This window comes from Variovorax sp. Varisp46 (assembly GCF_059491885.1).
The window spans coordinates 5,390,096-5,409,145 of sequence record NZ_CP168515.1 but is presented as its reverse complement, the minus strand read 5'-3'; the positions used below and the strand labels follow the sequence as shown (position 1 = coordinate 5,409,145).

The window sequence follows — 19,050 nt, the reverse complement described above, 5'->3', positions numbered from 1 at the left end:
TCACGGGGAGTCGGACCAGGCCTGCGCCTTGTGCAGCTCGGGGTCGTTTTCAATGATGCCACCGCGTGCGGAAATCCGGGCCCCTTGCTGGATGGCTCGATGAAAGCGCGTACGAAAAAAGTGCGCTCCGCTCATGTCGGCACCACTGAGATCTGCGTATGAAAAGTCGGCGTCTTGCAGTTCGGCGCGGCGGAAGACCGCCCCGTTCGCACGCGCGCGATGGAACACGCTCAGCGGCAGAAAGGCATCGTCAAACGCCGTGCCCTGCAGCTTCGCGTCGACCCAGATCGACTGCTCGAAGCGGCCGCCCCTGCAGTTCGCCTCGCCCAGATCGGCTTCGGCAAAGATCGTCTGTGCTGCGGCGGCACCGGAGAAGTCCGCGTTGAGCAGCGACGCGCCCTTGAAATTGCTCTGCGTCAACGTGGCGTTGCGGAAGTCCGCCCCGTCCATCCTGCTGTCGGTGAATTGACACCGCTGCAGCGTCAGGCCCGCAAAGACCTGGCGCGTCAGGTCGCACTCCAGGAATATCACGCTGTCGGCCTGCATGCCAGCGAAGATCGCCGTCGAGAGGTCGAGCTTGTACATGGTCACGAAGCTCAGCACGGCACCGGTGAAATCGGTCTGCGCGAGCTTCGACTCGGCCACGGTGGCCCGATCCATTCGCAGCATGGCGAGCCGGGTTTGCGTGAGGTCCGAGCGGAAGAAGGTTGCACGGTCCAGATTGGCGCCGGACAGATCGGCCTGCTGAACGTGCGATTCGACGAACGATGCCTCTTCGAGCGTGGCCTGCGAGAAATCGGCGCGCTCCAGTCGGCACCGGTAGAACTGCGCCTTGCCTGCGATGCCGCCGGAGAAGTCGCATTCACCCATCCGGCAATGCGAGATCACGCTGCCTGCCAGGTGCGCGCCCTGGAAGTTGGCGCCCGTGAAATCGACGTTGTCCCAGAGGGCGCCCGACAGATCGAGGCCGCGAAGGTCCCAGCCTCGGCATTCGACGCTCCGCACTTGTACGCCGTGCCGCACATGGTCGAGAAGTTCGTCGCGCGTCATGGTGCTGGTGCGTCCGCAGGGCGCGCAGGCCATACCTTGGCGTGCCGGGTGTAGGCGCCATCCAGCAGGGTGGTGCCGTCGACGAGGGCCTGCGAGACATCGGCGCGGAAGAGATTCGCACCGCGCAGATCGCAATGGGTGAGCACGGCTTTCGACAGGTTCGCATCGATCAGGATGGCCGCGCGCAGGGAGGCGCGGGTGAAATCGGCGCGTACGAACAGGCTCTCGCCGGCGGACAGGCCATCCATCTTCGCGTCGCTGAAGTTGCATTCGGAAAAATCGCAGGTATCGAGGTGCGCCGCGCTCAGGTCCGCTGCAACCAATGGCATGCCGCGCATGCCGCATTGCTTGAGCTTCGCGCCATTCAGCCGCACGCCAGACAGCGAGCTGCGCAGCGCCACGCTGCAAGCGTCCAGCGTCGCATCGGAAAAGTTCACCGAGCTGTCGAGCGTTGTCGTCACGAATCCGCAACGCGTCAGCTTTGCACCGGTAAATGACACGCGGCGCAGCTGGCATTCGATCCAGACCACCTGCAGCATCTCGGACTGATCGAGATTCAGGTCTTCGAGCGCCATTCGCAGCAGGGCCACCTGGTGCCAGCGCGAACCGCGGAGGTCGCAGCGCGCGAACGACGCCTCGTGCAACTGCACCTGGTCCATGCGGACTCCCGCCATGCGGCAGCCAACGAACTGCGCTGCGTCGGCATGCGCCTCCCGCAGGCTTGCGCCTTCGAGATTGGTGCGATCGAAGCGCGCACCGCCGATGTTTGCCTCGTCCAGCCACGCTCGGGCAAGGCTCGCATCCGTGAAGTTGGCGCGCGCCAGAACTGCCTGCGAAAAGTTGCAGTCGTCGAGCTGCGCGCCCGTCAGGTCCGCATCCGCCAGCATGGCGTGCGAGAAATCGGCTCCGCGAAGGTCCATGCCGGACAAATCGGCGCCGATCAGGTTCATGTGCGCGAACGCGCGCTGCCCGGGTTCGGCCACCGAGAGCCGACGGCGAAGCTTGGCGCTTCGGAAGCTTGGCATTGCGGGCGCCGATCCTCCGAGATGCGCGGAGTGCAGGTATCCGAGACGCATCAGGGGATCGGCAGGCACGGTCGGGACGTCCGGCTCCTCGACGCCATGGGTCCCGGCATCCCCGGTGCCCGGTTTTGCCTGGTCGTAGCGGTCGCCCTTTGCCATCTCCTGCTGGAGCTGCTGCGGATCGGGCACCACTGGCTGTGCTCGCGCCGCCGATCCGGCAGCGCTTTCGACTGGGAGGGAATCCCGCTCGGCCTCGATCCGCTCGCCCTCCTTCCGCAGCCGGTCCCGCGCCTCCATGGCCGAGGCTTCCGCTCGCTCGAGGTATTCGGGCAAGTCGTCGAAGTCCGGAGTCGCTTCGGGCTCCCAGGGGGCCGTCAGGTACTGGTCGGGGTCGAGTCCCCGCGCGAGCAGATCCGCACGGCGTGCATCGTGGTCGCGCAGCAGGCCGGCGCGGATGTTTCGCGGCAGCGGCTCGGCCATCGGGTTGGACAACTGCATCTGCCGCCAGTCACCAAGGATCGACTGGGGAACGAGGTCTCTGTCGCGCAGTACATGCACCGCGCCTTTTTCTGGATCGATCCGCTTGAGAAGAACCTCGCGGTAATGCGCCGGCGGCCGCGGCGCGTCCCGCAGTTCAAGCACTGGCATGATGTGCTTGACGTCGGCGGCATCGTCCTCGCGCACCACCGTCGAGCCGTGCCAAATCAGGATCACGCGTTCGCGGTCGGGGAAGAACCATGCGGTGCTCAGGTGCAGCGGCACCGCCCTCAGCATGTCGGCGTCGTCCGAGAAGCTGACGTGGCAGACCGCGTTCCAGTCGGGCAGGTGCCCCTTCATGACGGGAATCCGCGGATGCATGTTCCACAGTTCGTACGCTGCGCCCGGCGGCAGCGAACTGCGGCCGGGCCAGCGCTGATCCTCCGGCGCCGCGTTGAAGAAGCGCCAGTCCATGTCGTCGGCGAAACCGGGGTAGCCGTTTTCCAGCCACGCGTTGTCGTACTGGCGGCCCATGTGCGCCATGCGCTGCGGCCAGTCCGGCAGGTAGGCACAGAGCGCCGCCGGGGTGCCACGCTGCTCGCGGCCGGCGAGGCGACGGGAAGCGTGTTCGATGTGGGGGAGCCGACGCGTGTGCACTCCGTTGACAACCTCATCCTGCGCACCGATGCCCAGCGGGTTCTGTGCGAACCCGGGCCCGCCGTAGGTGTGGCGCCAATCCAGAGGCATCTGCTCGAAGGGCAAGGGAGCCGTCGATCGCCCGTCGAGCCAGTAGCGGTCACCGGACACCAGAAGCGTTTTCTCGAGCGTGTCCACGCGCAGGCGCACTGCGCACTGCGACTTCTCGGTCTGATGGCAGGTGTAGGCGAAGCCGCTGGCCAACACCTCGGCCTCGGCCTTGGGCACGCTGAGGTCCAGCACGCTCCCGGGGTCGAGCACTTCGCTCACCATCTGCCAGAGCTCCTGCTCCGGCTGCAACTGCGGGTCTGCGTTCAGGCTCGCCAGGGCGATCGAGGCAATGCCCAGGTGGTTGCTGCCCTTCCACCGGTACGGACGGGTCAGCAGGCTGAGACGGAACGGCTTGACGATTTTCAACGGCGAGGGTCGCTCAGGAAGAGGAAGAAGAGGGCGAACGGGAGGTGGTCGCCGGAAAGATCAAGGCGCTCTGTGCCGGATGATCCGGCGCATAGCGGACCTCGACCGCGCAACCGATGCCGTACAGGGTCAGCTCGCTAAGTGGAATGACCTTCTGCAAGCTCACGCTGTGCCGGACGCCAGCCGCGTCCCGGAACGCCACGGTGAACGTGATCAGGGGGCTGAGATCGCTATAGCTTCCACCCATCTCGCTCGCCACGATCACGCCGTCCGCACGTCCGTCGAGCGTCTCGCTCGCCGCCTCGCGGCGCGAGACCTGAAAGAGATCCCATCCACCGCACAGCAGGAAGGACCCCAACAGCATCAGGCCGATGCACGCACCCATCTGGCCCAGGCCCAGGCCGCCGGCGAGCACCACCATCGGAACGGCGCCCACCGCGAGCAGGACCGCACCCAGCCACTTCATTCGCAGGGACGGCGATGCGCCGGTCATGTGCACACGAACAGGCCCTTGAGCATGACCTTGAACGCCCCGACCTTGATCTTGGCACCGTTGTCGAAGTTGAGTGCCCGGTTCGACAGCCTGTACACCTTGAAGTCGAAACTGGCGCCCCCGATGTTGGTGCTGACGGCATTGATGGTTTCGGACAGCGAGGCGTAGGTGAAGGAATTCGCGTAGGCGATGGAAAACGAGAAGGGCGTCTTCGAGGTGATCGAAATCTCGGCCTCCGTCGTGATCGTGCTGCCTGCGTGTGTGTGCAGCGAGTTCGTGTAGCTCACGTCCTTGTGGTCCGAATGCAGGTTGATGACGTTGGCATTCACCTTGAACTCGGTCGGGGTGGTGATCTCCACATCGGCGTCGGTGCTGCGCATGGTCAGCTTGCCCTTGGAGTTGATCGTCGTCGTGCCGGTGACGTCGATCAGCTCCGTGCCGCCAATGGTGCGTTTGCTGTCCGATGTGACGTGGTAAGTCTCGAGGCCGGTCACGGTGACGTCCTTGCCCTTGGACTTCTCCGTGTACTTGCCGTCGACGGTGGTGCCCTGCGGGCCGTTGATCTGTTCCGTCAACGACACGCCGATGGTCTTGGTCTCGCCCTTGTCGACCGTGTCTGTGCGCGTGCCGGTGACATGGATGGTCTGATTCCCGATGACATCGACCTGCTGGTTGCCCCCATCCACCTTGATGAACTGGTCGCCGCCGTTGACGGTGATCTTCTGCGGCCCGCCCTTGTTGACCGTCAGCGTGTGCGGCCCGTTGATCGTCTCGTCCAGCGAGGTGTTGGTGGTGTAGTTGTCCGCGCCTTCGATGGTCGTGGTTCTCTTGCCTGCGACCGTATCGGTTTCATCGGCCTCCACATCGATCTCGAAATTCTTCTCGGCGTGAATCCGCACCAGCTCGGAACCCGGCGCATCGTCCAGGATGAACTCGTTGGCATTTGCCGGCGTCCCGTCCTGGCTGCGGCTCACGAAGCCGCTCACCGTGACCTTCGCAGGCAACTCGAGCGGCGGCATCTGGTCCGAGTTGTAGACGCGGCCAATGATGATCGGCCGGTCGGGGTGCCCGCCGATGAAATCGACGATCACTTCCTGGCCCTTGCGCGGATGATTCACCGCGCCGTAGTTCGAACCGGCCCAGGCGCTGGAAACGCGCACCCAGCAGGAGCTGTTCTCGTCGCTCTTGCCGTAGCGGTCCCAGCGGAACTGCACCTTCACGCGGCCGTATTGGTCGACCCAATACTCCTGCCCCGCCTTACCCACCACGGTGGCGGTCTGCGGTCCGTTGGTGCGGGGCATCGGCGTCACGCGCGGCGCGCGGAACGCATACGAGGTCGGCTGCACCGCGAAATCGAAGCTGTACGAGCTGTCGGCCGCACCGGTGTCGTAGCCGCCTTCGCGCAGCGCATATGACACCGACACGATCAGGTATTCCCGGTTGTCGTCCTGCCGCGGACAGTTCTGCATGGTGAAGCGGTAGCCCGGCGCCATGCCGCGCACGCTGGCGTGGCCCACGTCGCGCTCGGCCTGCGATTGCGCCTCCTCGAGCCGGATGCGCGAGTAGCGCTCGCCCTGCTCGGCCTCGCTGAAACCCCCGAGCCACTCGTAGATCTCGTAGGTGTCGTGTGCGTTTCCGCGCGGCTGGCTGCGCATGCTCAGCAGATCGGCCCTCGACTTCTTGAAGTCGTAGTCGTCCACCACGTAGGTGCCGGGGCGGATTTCCTCGGTGACCTGCCATTGGTCGATCACCTCCTGCAGCGGGTCCGCGTCGCGGTCGGCCGCGAGGTAGCTGATCTTCGGATAGGCCGGCAGGGTCTCGTGCGCGCCCATGTCATCGGCCAGCACCAGCGTGTGCTGATTCTTTTCGTGCTTGAAGTAGTAGTAGATGCCTTCATGCTCCATCAGCCGGCTCACGAAGGCGAAGTCGGTCTCCTGGTACTGCACGCAGTACTCCCACTGGCGGTAGGTTCCGCTGAGCTTCTTCTCGAACGCGAAGTTGTAGTCGGCGAAAACTTCCTCGAGGATGTCGACGACCGATTTGTTCTGGAATATCTTGCAGTCGCTGGTGCGCGTCAGGTACCAGAGCCAGGGTCGCACGGTGGCGCGGTACACCACATAGCGCGAACCGCCGCCCTCCTTGCCGATCATCGTGAACCGGACGATCTGTCCATTCAGAAAACGAGGCTGGCCTGCCGTCAGTATTTCGAGCGTGAGCGGCTTGCCCAGTACCGACTTCATGTCGAGCGACACGGTCGGGCTCAGCAGATCGACCTCGAATTCGAACAGCTGCGAGAGGCCCTCGGTCCCGTGCATCGAGCGGAACAGCAACTGGTCCTCCGCGAGCGGTGTGTGGGCTTTGACGACTCTGGCCATGGAGCTCTCCCTTTCTACGCTTGGTGCTCAGAAAATTCGTAGTGGAAATCGTCGCCCGCCGCGCTCAACTGCACGCCGGCGAGCTTGCGCGCACTGACCGTGGCGCCGATGACTTCCTCGCTCAATCGCGGAAGGATCGTGTGCGTGAGGATCGCGTCGATCATCCGTCCACCCGACTCTATGGCCGTACAGCGGCGCACCACGAGTTCGACGGCGCTGTCGTCGTAAGCCAATGCAATGCCGTGGTTCGCCTGCAGGCGCGCCGCGATGCGATCGAGCTGGAGGCGGATGATGCGATGCAATGCCTCGGCGTGCAACGGGTAATAAGGCACTACAACGAGACGGCCGAGCAGCGCCGGCGCGAACACCTTGAGCAGCGGCTCGCGCAGCGCGGTGGCCAGCGGCTCGGGGTCGGGGCGCAGGGTCGGGTCTTCGCACAGCTGCATGACCAGGTCGGTGCCGACGTTGGAGGTCATGATGATCACGGTGTTGCGGAAGTCGATGTGGCGGCCTTCGCCGTCTTCCATCCAGCCCTTGTCGAACACCTGGAAGAAGATCTCGTGCACGTCGGGGTGGGCCTTCTCGATCTCGTCGAGCAGCACCACGCTGTAAGGCCGGCGGCGCACGGCCTCGGTGAGCACGCCGCCTTCGCCATAGCCCACGTAGCCGGGCGGGGCGCCCTTGAGCGTGGAGACGGTGTGCGACTCCTGGAACTCGCTCATGTTGATGGTGACGAGGTTCTGCTCGCCGCCGTACAGCGCCTCCGACAGCGCCAGCGCGGTCTCGGTCTTGCCCACGCCCGAGGGGCCGCACAGCAGGAACACGCCGACCGGCTTGTTGGGGTTGTCGAGCCGTGCGCGCGCGGTGCGGATGCGGCGCGAGATGGTCTCCAGCGCATCGGGCTGCGCGACCACGCGGGCCGAGAGGATCTCGCCGAGCCTGAGCACCGACTGCGCGTCGTCGCGCACCATGCGGCCGATGGGGATGCCGGTCCAGTCGGCCACCACGGTGGCGATGGCCTGCGCATCGACGGCCGCGAGGATCAGCGGCGATTCGCCCTGCAGCTGCACGAGCTTGTCCTGTGCTTCGTTGAGTTCGGCGCGAATCTCCTGGGTCGTGCGCTGGGGTTCGGCGGGTGGCGCGTCGGGGTCCGCATCGACGTTCGCAGCTTCCACTTCCTGCGCGTCCGATGCCTCGGCCCGCGCCTGCGGCACCGCGGCCGGCGAGAGCTGCTTGCGCAAGGCCACGATGCGCTCGACCAGCGCGCTTTCTTCCACGCGCCGTTTCTCCAGCACCTCGAGTTCGGCCTGCGCCTGCGCGACCTGCGCCGCGATGTCTTCCACGCGGTGGTGCTCGCCCACGCCGATGGCGGCCTCGCGCCCCGCGATGCCCGACTCGATGCCCAGCACCTCGATGCGGCGCTGCAGGTCTTCGATGGCGGCGGGCAGCGCATGCTGGCTCAGCGCCACGCGCGCGCAGGCCGTGTCGAGCAGGCTCACGGCCTTGTCGGGCAATTGCCGTGCGGGAATGTAGCGGTGCGACAGGCTCACGGCCGCCTCGAGCGCGGCATCGAGGATGAGCACCCCGTGGTGCTTCTCCAGTTCGGCCGAGATGCCGCGCAGCATGATCACCGCCTTGGGCTCGGTGGGCTCGTGCACCTGGATGGTCTGGAAACGCCGCGTGAGCGCCGGATCTTTCTCGATGTACTTCTTGTACTCCGACCAGGTGGTCGCGCCGATGGTGCGCAGCCGGCCGCGCGCAAGCGCCGGCTTGAGCAGGTTGGCCGCGTCGCCGGTGCCGGCCGTGCCACCGGCGCCGACCAGTGTGTGCACCTCGTCGACGAACAGCACGATGGGCTTGGGGCTCTTCTCGACCTCGTCGATCACCTGGCGCAGCCGCTGCTCGAACTCGCCCTTCACGCCCGCGCCGGCCTGCAGCAGCGTGGGGTCCAGCACCCACAGCGACACGTCCTTGAGCGAAGGCGGCACATCGCCCGCGGCGAGGCGCGAGGCCAGGCCTTCGACCACGGCCGTCTTGCCAACGCCGGCCTCGCCGGTGAGCAGCGGATTGTTCTGCCGGCGGCGCATCAGGATGTCGATGATCTGGCGGATTTCGTCGTCGCGACCGTAGACCGGATCGAGCTCACCCGCGCGTGCCTTGGCGGTGAGGTCGCTCGCATACTTGGCGAGTGCAGAGCCGCCTGCCGCGGGGCCATCGCCCTGGTGGTGCGCCACCGCGGGTGCGCCGCCTGCCGCGCCTGCGCTCGGTGCGGCGTCGAAGTCGTCTTCGGGCGACCCCTCGGTCCACGCAGCGAGCTGCGCCACCAGCACGTCGGGCACGATCTTGTCGAACTCGCGCGAGATGCCCGAAAGCACCTGCCGCAGCCCCGGCGTCTTGATGATGCCCGCGAGCAGGTACGCACCGCGGATGGAGGTGGCCTCGAAGCGCAGGCTCGCATAGACCCATGCGCGCTCGACGGCGTTGTCGACGTGTTCGGAGATGTCGCTGATCGATGTGGCGCCATGCGGCAGCCGGTCGAGCGCGCGCACCAGGTCTTGTTCGATCGCATCGAGGTTCAGCCCCGCGCGCTTGACGATGCGCAACATGTCGCTGTCCTGCAGCTGCAGGATCTGGTGCAGCCAGTGCACGAGTTCGACGTAGGCGTTGCCGCGCAGCTTGGCGAAGGCGGTGGCGGTCTCCAATGCCTTGTAGAGCATCGGGTTGAGCTTGGAGAAAAGAGAGACGCGGCGGATGTCGGTCATAAACCCATGGAAGAAGGAGCGGAACGGGAAAACAATGCTTCGGGCTGGAACACCATGTCGCCCGCGTCGGTGTCCGACATGCGCGTGCCGAGCCAGCTGCCCCAGCCGAGACGCTGGCTGCTGTTGAGCCGCATGCCGTGCGCGTCCTGCTTCTTCAGGACGAGCCGCAGATCCCACGCGAACTCGATGCCGACGTACTGCCGCACCCAGTCGACCACCTGCTGCAGCCGCTTGCTGCCCGGCAGGAACTCGCGGAACTCTTCCTGCGAGAGCGGCCCGAGTTCGAGGCGGAACTTGGCTTGAGCATCGCGCACGGCCAGGCCGATGGTGGCGCCGCCGCCGAGCCGCTGGTTGCGGCCGGAAAGGCCGATCCGGCTGACCTGGTGCTCGTCGAGCATCACCCAGTCGCTCACGAATTCCTCGACGTGCACGGGCACGTCGAAGTAGAGCTTGAGGATCTGGATCAGGCCCTCGGGGTTGCGCGTCTGGCGCACGAGGTGCCCCGCCATGAAGGTGCGCGCATGGTCGGCGATGCGGTCGCGCTCCTTCAGGCCGGGCTGCCCCATGTTCATGAGGCTGGACACGTAGTCGACGAAGCGATGGCCGTCGGGACGGTCCAGGCTGTTGACCGACTGCGCGTCGGCCCAGGCCCGGTAGAACAGCAGGATCAGCCGGTGATGGAACAGGTCGGCGAACGCGCTGAGGGTGTCGTCGGCGTGATGCCGCTTGCGCTCGCGCGCGTACTCGGTCAGGTGCAGCGGCAGCGGGCCGTTGGGACCGAACAGGCCGAAGCCGTAGATCGAAATGCGCGGAGGTCCATCGCTGTCGACATCGACGCCCGACACGTTCGACGGCGCGAACGCCATCGAGGGCTCCTGCCCGAGGCGCAGCGGCTCGTCGAGCGGACGCGGTGCCCGGCCCAGCAGCGGATGGTCGCCCTGCGCGTCGAGGCGGCGCAGCAGCATGAACAGGTCGTGCTCGAAGGGCTGCTCCAACAGCCTGGCCCAGAGCACCGGATCGACCTCGGGCACGCCGCGCCGTGGCGCCGTGCCGGGCACGGGCGGCGCGACGTCGTGTTGTCGAATCTCGTCCGTATCGAGCACCACCTCGCCTTCACTGGCGGCCGGCGCGTCCTGCTGCATTCCTTCAGTGAAGCCGGTTTCGCTCATACGGCAGGCCGACGTCCCACGCGCGGCGTCCAGCGCGCGATCTCGCCGCGCTGCAGGCTGGACAGCGCGAACTCGGTGAAGGCATTGAGCGACACGTGCCGGCTGAAGAACTGCTCCAGCACGGCGCCGAAGAGATAAGGGCTCGCGCCGGAGAAGGCGACCTCGTCGATCTTGAGTGCCACCTCCACGCCGCGCCCGAACACGATCGGGCCCGGCTCCGGCAGGCGGCGGAACACCGGCGCCAGCGCCATCGAGCGCACGCCCTGGATCTGGCGGCGCACAGAGGGGTCGGCGAGGTTGCCATATAGGTCGAGCATCTCGCGCAGCGCGGCTGCGCCCTGCGCCGCATCCACGTCGGTGAGGCTCAGGTAGTTGAGCCCCAGGTGGCTGATGAGGCGCCAGGTCAGCGCGCCCTCGGCCAATGCGGGGTACGGGCGCGAGGGCCCGCGCAGGATGCGGATGGCGCGCACCGGCGCCGACACACGCAGCGTGAAGTCCGATTCGAGTCCGGTCGGCAGCAGCAGCGGGAGGTCGCGGTTGGTGCACAGCGCGTCGAGCGTGATGTGGCGCAGGCTGTGCGGAAAGGGCGCGTCGTGCTGGTCGACGAGCGACACGTAGACCTCGCTGCCGGTGTAGCTGGTGCGCGTGCCCTGCGCGCGTGCGCGGTCGGACACCAGTCGCGGTTCGCGGCGCAGCGAGAAGTAGGCGCCGAAGTCGCCGTCGTCGGCCGCGAACGAGCCGAGGAAGGGGCGGAACTCGCGCTCTTCGGAGCCGTTGGCCATGTGGCCGGTGACACGTTCGACGGTGAATATCTCGAAGTCGCGCGGGCGTGTGCGGTCGATCACCGCATGGTGCTCATGCTGGCCCGGTCCCACCGGAATGCGGTCGCTGCGGCGCGGCACGAGGTTGATGACGGGCGTGCAGAACAGCGAGAAGTGCTTGGCGTCGACCAACCGTTCGAGGTCGGCGTCGGCGCGATCGAGCAGGATCACGATCTCCATCGTGGTGCCGCCCATGGCCGCGGCCGCCGCGCGCAGCTTGTTCACGCTGAAGAACAGGTAGCGGTCGGGAAACGCGAAGTACTCGTGCAGCAGCCGGTAGCCCTGGAACGAGCGCGCGTCGTAGGGCAGCAGCGCCTGGTCGGGGTCGAAGCCCTCGTGCCTGACGGCCTCGTCGCCGAGCGGCACGATGCGCGCGGTGCTGCCCGGCCCGCTGCGGCAAACCACGCCAACGCTGTGGTGCGCCACGAGTTCGAGCACGCGCAGCGCATGCAGCTCCGCGCCCGAGAGAAAGAATTCGAGCCGATCCAGCGGCATGTCGGCAAAGCGTGCGCCGCCCACGGCTTCGAGCTTGATGGTGATCGCGCTCTTCGCCTGCCGCGCGACCATCGGCATGGCATGCGCGATCTCCGCCGGCACGGGGCCGATGCCGGCCTCGGCGATCTTGATGGGCCACAGCGTGACGGCATGGCCGGTGCGGAACTCGCAGGCCGTCTGTTCGCCCTTGATCATGCGTCCGCGCAGGATGGTGTGGCGCGGCAGCTCGTAGCCGGCCTTCAGCGAACCTTCGTTGAGGTTGCCGTCGATCTGCACCACGGCCATCGCGGGCAGCGGCGCAAGGAAGTTGGGGTACACCACTTCGAGCAGCCGCTGCGAGAAGCGCGGAAATTCCGCGTCCATCTTGAGCTGGATGCGCGCCGTGAGGAAGCTGAAGCCTTCGAGCAGGCGCTCCACGTACGGGTCGCTGACCTCGATGCCGCGCATGCCGAGACGGCCCGCGATCTTCGGGTAGCGCTGCGCGAACTCGGCCCCGAGCTCGTGCATGTAGGTGAGTTCGCGGTTGTAGTAGTCAAGCAGCCTGGCATCCATCAGAGGCCTCCGGTGGGCCGCAGCACCATGTGCCCGCTTTCAAGGTCGAGCTCCGAGCGCAGGATGAACTCGATCGGGTACGGCACCGACCACAGCGTGCCGCGAATCTCCAGCGCGAGCAGGTTGTGGTGTTCGAGGTCGGTGGCATCTGTCACGCAGCGCACGTCGATGCTGTCCTTCATGATGCGCGGCTCGAAGTCGATGATGGCCGATCGGATGGCCGCTTCGACGTCGGCGAAGTCGACCTCCGACATGCGCCCGCCAGCCCAGCCGCGCACGCCGAAGTTCAGCACCGAGCGGCGCGCGCGGGGCATGGTGTTGATGTTGTGGTCCGCGCCGAAGTTGGTGGTGTTGAGCAGCCACTGCAGGTCGCGCAGCACCGAGTCGCGCAGCAGCCTGCCGCTCATGAGGAAGGCGCCCGCGCGCTCCTGCCGGGTCTGCGGCGTCTTGTCGGTGAGGCGATCGAGCAGCACCGGCTGCAGGCGGTCGCGTGCAACGCTTTCCTGCTGGTCGCCGTCGGTGTCCATCATGGCGCTCATGCGTCGGTGGCCTCCCGTGCGAACTCGATGAGCCGCAGGTCGAGCAGCGAATGGTCGCCGGCTTCGCTGATCAGCGTGCGCTGCCCCAGGCCCGCGTACTGATCTTCGCCGGCCAGCGGCAGCCAGTCGGTGCGGCGGCCCAGCGTGGTCTCGTCGTCGAGCCCTTCGAGCGGGCCCGGGTAGCGCACCGGCACCAGGCCGTTGAGCGCGCGGCCGTCGTGCAGCTCGAGCTCGGCGGGGGCCCACAGCAGGTCGACCAGGTGCTGCGGGCGCGAGAACTTGATGCGGCGCACCTCGGGCAGGGGCAGCCATGCATAGCCCGAAGGCGTGAGCAGCTCCAGCACCGGGCCGATGCGCACGTCGCCGTCGCACAGCCAGGCGAAGTCGCTGCGCTCCACCGGTTCGCCGTCGAACGCTTGGGTAGCGCGCGAATCGGAACGGTCGACGCTGGTGAGCGCGCCGTGCAATGCGGGCGCGGCCTGCCGCGCGGTTTCGCGCAGAGCAGCGGCTTCATCGGCGCGGTCGGCCGGCAATGCGGCGGCGGCGATCAGCTGTTCGACCCAGTCCGCATTGCCGCAGACGATGGCCGGTGCGCGCCCGCCGGACCAGAAGTCGCTGCGATGGCGCTCACCCGCAAGCGCCATCGAACACGTGACGCTGGCAGGCGTGAAAGTGGGATCGAGCTTGGTGGCGAGCTTGAGCTGGTCTTCGGCCCGTTGCCAGTCGCCGCGCAGGGCGAGAAAGTGGCACAGGGCAAGACGCAGGCTGGCATTCTGGGGACTGGCGCGGATCTGCCGCTGTACCCATTCGGTGTGCTCGGCCACGGAGCGTTCGCCCAGCACTGCAAACCCATCGCCCATGAAGCTTCCTCGCTGACTGACTGGCACACGGCGCGAAAGGCCAGTGTGTAAAAGACGGCCGCGAAGGCCGTCGGGAAAACGTCGCCGGGCCCGCGGGGCGGGCCGCGCATCGGGAAAAGGGAAATCAGGATTCCCTGTTTTCCTTGATGTTCCAGCCCAGGACCGTCTCGGCGCCCTTGCCGCCCTTGTCGGTCTGTTCCCAGTACTGCTGCTTCACCTTCGCGGCCTGGAAGGCGTACTGCACGAACACGGCGTCGGAGCCTTGCTCTGCCGTGTACTGCACCGAGGTGACCAGCACTTCCTCGAGCGTGACGCGTGTGTATTCGATCTGCGAGCCCCCCGCCTTGCACACCGAAACCTCGACCTTGCTCAGGTGCTTGCCGCTGGCGCAGTTCTTCAGGACGGAGGGTGCCGCCTTGTCGATGCGCGCGAGCACCTGCAGGTCATTGAAGCTGGCCTTGCCAACGCCACCGCCACCGCCGCTGACCATGTTTCCAGGCTGCGTCGCTCCCCAGGCAAACGACTTGATGTCCGTCCACTCCTTGTGGTTCGAGTCCTTCGATTCGCCGTTTGCGCCTTCGACGCGCATGAACATGTCTACTGCCATGATTAACCCCCAAAGTTATATGTGCCCGATTACGGGACACCGTTGAATTAGCTGCTGTCCTTCTTGTTGGATGGCAGCTTCGAAACCAGCCGCAACGACACCGTCAGCCCTTCGAGCTGATAGTGCGGCCGGAGAAAAAACTTGGCGGCGTAGTAGCCCGGGTTGTCCTCGATGGCTTCCACCTGGACTTCCGCCGCCGCCAGCGGCTTCATTGCCTTCGTGTCCTGCGACGAGGTGCCGGGGCTGCCGTCGACGTAGTTCATGATCCAGTCGTTGAGCCAGCGCTCCATGTCCTCGCGCTCGCGGAACGAACCGATCTTGTCGCGCACGATGCACTTCAGGTAGTGCGCGAAGCGGCAGCAGGCGAACAGGTAGGGCAGGCGCGCCGCGAGGTTCGCGTTGGCCGTGGCATCGGCGTCGTAGTACTCGGCCGGCAGCTGCAGCGACTGCGCGCCGATGAAGGCTGCGAAGTCGGAGTTCTTGCGGTGCACCAGCGGCATGAAGCCGTTCTTGGCGAGCTCGGCCTCGCGCCGGTCGCTGATGGCGATCTCGGTCGGGCACTTCATGTCCACGCCGCCGTCATCGGTCGGGAAGGTGTGGGTGGGCAGGTTCTCCACCGCACCACCCGACTCCACGCCGCGAATGGACGTGCACCAGCCGTACTGCTTGAACGAGCGGTTGATGTTCACGCCCATCGCATAGGCCGAGTTGGCCCAGGTGTAGCGGTTATGCGCGGCCGAGTCGGTCTCTTCCTCGAACTCGAACTCGTCGACCGGGTTGGTGCGCGCGCCGTACGGCAGGCGCGCCAGGAAGCGCGGCATGGCCAGGCCGATGTAGCGCGCGTCTTCCGAGTCGCGCAGCGAGCGCCATGCGGTGTGCTCGGTGTTCTGGAAGATCTTGGTCAGGTCGCGCGGGTTCGACAGCTCCTGCCACGAGTCCATCTGCATCACCGTGGGCGAGGCGCCCGCGATGAACGGGCAATGCGCGGCGGCCGCGATCTTGGCCATTTCGCTGAGCATCTCGACGTCGGGCGGGCTGTGGTCGAAGTGGAAGTCGCCGATCAGCGCGCCGAAGGGCTCGCCGCCGAACTGGCCGTACTCGGCCTCGTAGATCTTCTTGAACAGGGGGCTCTGGTCCCAGCCGATGCCCTTGTGGCGCTTGAGCGAGCGCGCCACTTCGCGCTTGGACGCGCACATCACGCGGATCTTGAGCTGCTCGTCGGTCTCGGTGTTGTTCACGAGGTAGTGCAGCCCGCGCCAAGCGCCTTCGAGCTGCTGGAACTCCTCGTGGTGCAGGATCTGGTTGATCTGCTCGGAGAGCTTGCGATCGATTTCGGTGATGATGGCCTGCACCGTGCGGTAGGCATCGTTGGAGACGGTGACGGTGCTTTCCAGCGCCTGCACGGCCAGCGTCTTGACGGCGTTCTCCACCGCCTCGCGGGCCTGGTCGGTCTTGGGCTTGAACTCGCGCTGCAGCAGGTCGGCGAACTCGTTCGGCTCGAGCGCTTCGACGGTGGCGGGTGCGCGCGCGGCGCTCTGATTGGATGCGGTGCTCATGATGGCGGTCCTTGCTGCTCGCGCTTACTCTGAAGATGTGCCGGGGGCGCCGGCCTTTTCGTTCGCGGCTTCGACCGCCTTCGCCACGGCCGGGTTCGGCGCCGATGCCAGCGACTTGAGGAGGCCGGGGTTCTGCAGCGCCTGCGCGATCAGCTGCTCCGCGCCGTTCTTGCCGTCCATGTACGAGAGCAGGTTCGACAGCTCGGTGCGCGCTTCGAGCAGCTGCTGCAGCGCACCGACCTGGCGGGCGATGCGCGCGGGCGAGAAGTCGTCCATGCTGTCGAAGGTGATGTCGACGTTCATCTGGCCATCGCCGGTGAGCGTGTTGGGCACCTGGAAGGCAACGCGCGGCTTGATGGACTTCATGCGTTCGTCGAAGTTGTCGATGTCCACCGCCATGAACTCGCGCTCGCCGAGGTCGGGCATCGGGTCGATCTGCTTGCCCGCGAGATCGGCGATGACGCCCATCACGAAGGGCAGCTGGATCTTGCGTTCGCTGCCGTAGATCTCGACGTCGTATTCGATCTGCACACGCGGCGCGCGGTTGCGCGCGATGAACTTCTGACCACTGTTTCTGACACGGTTGTCTGCCATAAGCTTCCTCTTGAATCTGTAATGCGTGTGGGTGCGATCCCGGTGGCCTGCCGGCCCGCGGAGCTCCCGATGGCTTTCGCCTTGCTATTCCGTGCTGCCCCCAGCGTTCAGCGGACGTCCTGCAAGGCTCTCTATCTTTTGCAATCCCTCGGGCACGAGCTCTTCGATGATCTGGAAGAAGTTCAGGTCCATCAGCCGCTGCGCTCTTCGTATCAGCATGGGCGCCGGATGACTGGGCTCCATGCGCTCCAGGTACTGGCAGGCCTTCTCCAACACCACCTGCACATCATCACGAGTCGATATTTCAATATCTTTAACCAGCACCGTGCGCGGGCCGGTGCCGCCATTGGCGGTGGCCGCGGCGGCCCCGTTCGCCATCGGCACCGAAGCACCCGCCCCTTGCGCGACGGCGCCGACGCGCGCTTCACCGGCCACGGCTGCCGCGTCCTGCGCCTGTTCGGGCAACAGCTGGACCACGGTGCGCAGCGAGCGCTCGAGCCGCGAAAAGTCCGGCGCCCAGCTCTGGCCGAGCGCGCGCTCGCAGGTCTCGCGAATGCGCCGCAGCAGGTCGAGCGCCGCGCGCAACGCCACCACCGGAGGCGCCGCTTTCTCGTGCGCGCGCCGCGCCGCGTCCCGCAGCCGGCCAATGCCGCCCGGGTAATCGATCTGATGGTCGGTCTTGCTCGAATCGAGCAAGGCTTCGACCTGTCGCAGGCTCATCGATGCGCCGCCGTCCTCGAGCAGCCGGGCATCGCGCACGCTGCGCCCGAGTCCCTCGGCTTCGGCCAGCGCGGCCAGTGCATTCATGCGCGGCAGCGGATCTTCGAAGTCGCCATCGACGACGCGCGGATGCACGTCGTTCCAGAATTTCTGCAGCACGGCATCGACGAGTTGCAGCCCATCGACGTAGCCCGGCAATCCACGGTTTTCGGTCCAGGCCAGCGTGAGGGGCACCAGCACGCGCAGGTCCCGCGTGCGTGTGCACAGCTGCTTCGCGATGCGCTCCACGCGTGCCCAGTCGGGCGGCTCCGCGGGGATGATCGTCGAGCCGAATTGCTGCTCGCGCTTACCTGTTGTTGCTTGGTGCAACGCCATGAAATCGGGGTCGTATTCCAGGTCTTCCCCGCAGGAAAGCGGGCCTTCCACAGGCAACTGCAATAGATCGATCTCGCTCGTCGACAACCTCTTCTCCCTTGTTCAACCGTTTCTCAACAGCAGCGATCTTGAGGGGAACAAGAGGCGCGGTCAACAGCAACAGACTGCAACGCGAACCATATGAATCACAAAGGAGTACAACTCCTTTTAAAACTCAAACAGAACGTCTACATGTTCACACTCAGCAGTCCGCGTTCACCCAAGTTGCGCATCAATGCGCTGATGCCAAAAGTCCACATCGGCGCCTGATCGGCGTGCACCACGCGATTGACGAGGGCGCCGAGTTCGGGCGCGGCAATGCGCACGCGGTCACCCACGACATGGGTGAATCCTTGCCCAGGCCCGTGACGGTCCTGTGTCGGCGCGAACATCGTGCCCAGAAACAGCATGAAGCCATCAGGGTAGGCGTGGTGCTTGCCCACGGTCTGCGCCACGAGATCGAGCGGATCGCGGCTGATCTTCGACAGCGAACTCGAACCCTCGAGCGTGAAACCCTCAGGGCCGGTGACTTCCAGCGCGACGGTGATGCGTCGCACGTCCTCGATGCCGAAGTGCGCATCGAACAAGCGGATGAAGGGGCCGATCGCGCACGAGGCGTTGTTGTCCTTGGCCTTGCCGAGCAGCAGTGCGCTGCGGCCTTCGAAGTCACGCAGGTTGACGTCGTTGCCGAGCGCGGCGCCGAGTGTCTCGCCGCGGCTGTTGACGGCGAGCACGACCTCCGGCTCGGGGTTGTTCCACACTGAACCCGAATGGATGCCGACATCGGCACCCGTGCCCACGGCGGCGAGCACCGGGGCCTTGGTGAAGATCTCGGCGTCGGGGCCGATGCCGACTTCGAGGTACTGCGACCACACGCCTTGCGCGATCAGCACGTCCTTGACCTTCATGGCCTCGGGCGATCCCGGCACGATGTCGGCGAGGTTGTCGCCGAGCACGCCGCCGATGGCCGCGCGCGTGGCCTCGGCCTTCGAGGCGTCGCCGCGCGCCTGCTCCTCGATCACGCGTTCGAGCAGGCTCGCGACGAAGGTGACGCCGCTGGCCTTGATGGCCTGCAGGTCGCAGGGCGCGAGCAGCCAGGGCTTGCCGGCGTCGCGTGCGCTCTCGTCGCTGTTGGCGATGGCCTCGTCGAGCGAGGCGATGCGCGGAGCGCTGCGCAATGCACGGCGAACGGCTTCGGCGGGCGCCTCCTTGCCTTCGAGCAGGTCGCTCATGGTCGGCGCGAGCCTCGACAGGTCGTACAGGCCGCCTTCGTGCACGGCCACCAGCACGGGGCCCACGCCGGGTTGCCAGAGGCGGCCGACGAGGGTGGCGCGTTCGGCGTCGCGGGGCAGGCTGGAAGAAGTTGAAAGATCGAGCGGCATGGCGTGGTGTCTCCGTGAGGTTGTGTGCGCTACGTTGCATCGTAGCGGC

14 protein-coding genes are annotated in these 19,050 nt (G+C 66.3%); all 14 read right to left on the bottom strand.

All coding sequences use genetic code 11. The features are described from left to right. The 14 genes from ACEN9N_RS25630 to ACEN9N_RS25565 all read right to left on the bottom strand — a co-directional run bounded on the left by ACEN9N_RS25630 (position 1) and on the right by ACEN9N_RS25565 (position 19,001). Positions 1-1,050, bottom strand: coding sequence for a pentapeptide repeat-containing protein (locus tag ACEN9N_RS25630; RefSeq protein ID WP_413314909.1), 1,050 nt, complete (start codon positions 1,048-1,050; stop codon positions 1-3). After that, a complete protein-coding gene (locus tag ACEN9N_RS25625; RefSeq protein ID WP_495654808.1) occupies positions 1,047-3,662 on the bottom strand; it encodes a DUF2169 family type VI secretion system accessory protein in 2,616 nt (871 codons plus the stop codon). Before ACEN9N_RS25625 ends, ACEN9N_RS25630 begins: the two co-directional genes overlap by 4 nt. 13 nt (positions 3,663-3,675) lie before the next feature. Then, positions 3,676-4,155 (bottom strand): DUF3592 domain-containing protein, encoded by a 480-nt coding sequence (locus ACEN9N_RS25620; RefSeq protein WP_413333083.1) that lies wholly within the window; start codon positions 4,153-4,155, stop codon positions 3,676-3,678. Next, positions 4,152-6,530: a type VI secretion system Vgr family protein gene (locus ACEN9N_RS25615; RefSeq protein ID WP_413333085.1), complete on the bottom strand. Its 2,379-nt coding sequence runs from the start codon at positions 6,528-6,530 to the stop codon at positions 4,152-4,154. The genes ACEN9N_RS25620 and ACEN9N_RS25615 overlap by 4 nt, the downstream gene beginning before the upstream one ends. Before the next feature lie 14 nt (positions 6,531-6,544). Next, a complete protein-coding gene (gene tssH / locus ACEN9N_RS25610; RefSeq protein ID WP_495654807.1) occupies positions 6,545-9,292 on the bottom strand; it encodes a type VI secretion system ATPase TssH in 2,748 nt (915 codons plus the stop codon). Beyond that, entirely contained in the window at positions 9,289-10,461 is a 1,173-nt protein-coding gene (tssG, locus tag ACEN9N_RS25605) for a type VI secretion system baseplate subunit TssG (RefSeq protein WP_007831838.1), read from the bottom strand. Before tssG ends, tssH begins: the two co-directional genes overlap by 4 nt. Then, a complete protein-coding gene (tssF, locus tag ACEN9N_RS25600) occupies positions 10,458-12,329 on the bottom strand; it encodes a type VI secretion system baseplate subunit TssF (protein ID WP_413314903.1) in 1,872 nt (623 codons plus the stop codon). The genes tssG and tssF overlap by 4 nt, the downstream gene beginning before the upstream one ends. Then, positions 12,329-12,856 carry a type VI secretion system baseplate subunit TssE gene (gene tssE, locus ACEN9N_RS25595; protein ID WP_042673168.1) on the bottom strand — a complete coding sequence of 176 codons (528 nt, stop codon included), beginning with the start codon at positions 12,854-12,856 and terminating at the stop codon, positions 12,329-12,331. The genes tssF and tssE overlap by 1 nt, the downstream gene beginning before the upstream one ends. 8 nt (positions 12,857-12,864) lie before the next feature. Beyond that, positions 12,865-13,728 carry a type VI secretion system accessory protein TagJ gene (locus ACEN9N_RS25590; RefSeq protein WP_495654806.1) on the bottom strand — a complete coding sequence of 288 codons (864 nt, stop codon included), beginning with the start codon at positions 13,726-13,728 and terminating at the stop codon, positions 12,865-12,867. 124 nt (positions 13,729-13,852) lie between these two features. Beyond that, positions 13,853-14,335: an Hcp family type VI secretion system effector gene (locus tag ACEN9N_RS25585; RefSeq protein ID WP_007831853.1), complete on the bottom strand. Its 483-nt coding sequence runs from the start codon at positions 14,333-14,335 to the stop codon at positions 13,853-13,855. A 47-nt stretch (positions 14,336-14,382) separates the two neighbouring features. Then, complete coding sequence (tssC, locus tag ACEN9N_RS25580) at positions 14,383-15,891, bottom strand: type VI secretion system contractile sheath large subunit (RefSeq protein ID WP_007831855.1); 1,509 nt, start codon at positions 15,889-15,891, stop codon at positions 14,383-14,385. Positions 15,892-15,915: 24 nt separating this feature from the next. Next, on the bottom strand, positions 15,916-16,485 hold the full coding sequence (gene tssB / locus ACEN9N_RS25575; RefSeq protein ID WP_007831857.1) for a type VI secretion system contractile sheath small subunit: 570 nt from the start codon (positions 16,483-16,485) through the stop codon (positions 15,916-15,918). Positions 16,486-16,569: 84 nt separating this feature from the next. Then, complete coding sequence (gene tssA, locus ACEN9N_RS25570) at positions 16,570-17,667, bottom strand: type VI secretion system protein TssA (protein ID WP_495654805.1); 1,098 nt, start codon at positions 17,665-17,667, stop codon at positions 16,570-16,572. A 140-nt stretch (positions 17,668-17,807) separates the two neighbouring features. Further along, the gene (locus tag ACEN9N_RS25565) at positions 17,808-19,001 is read right to left on the bottom strand and encodes a fumarylacetoacetate hydrolase family protein (protein ID WP_007831861.1); all 1,194 of its coding nucleotides are present in this window, start codon (positions 18,999-19,001) and stop codon (positions 17,808-17,810) included. Positions 19,002-19,050: the final 49 nt, after the last annotated feature.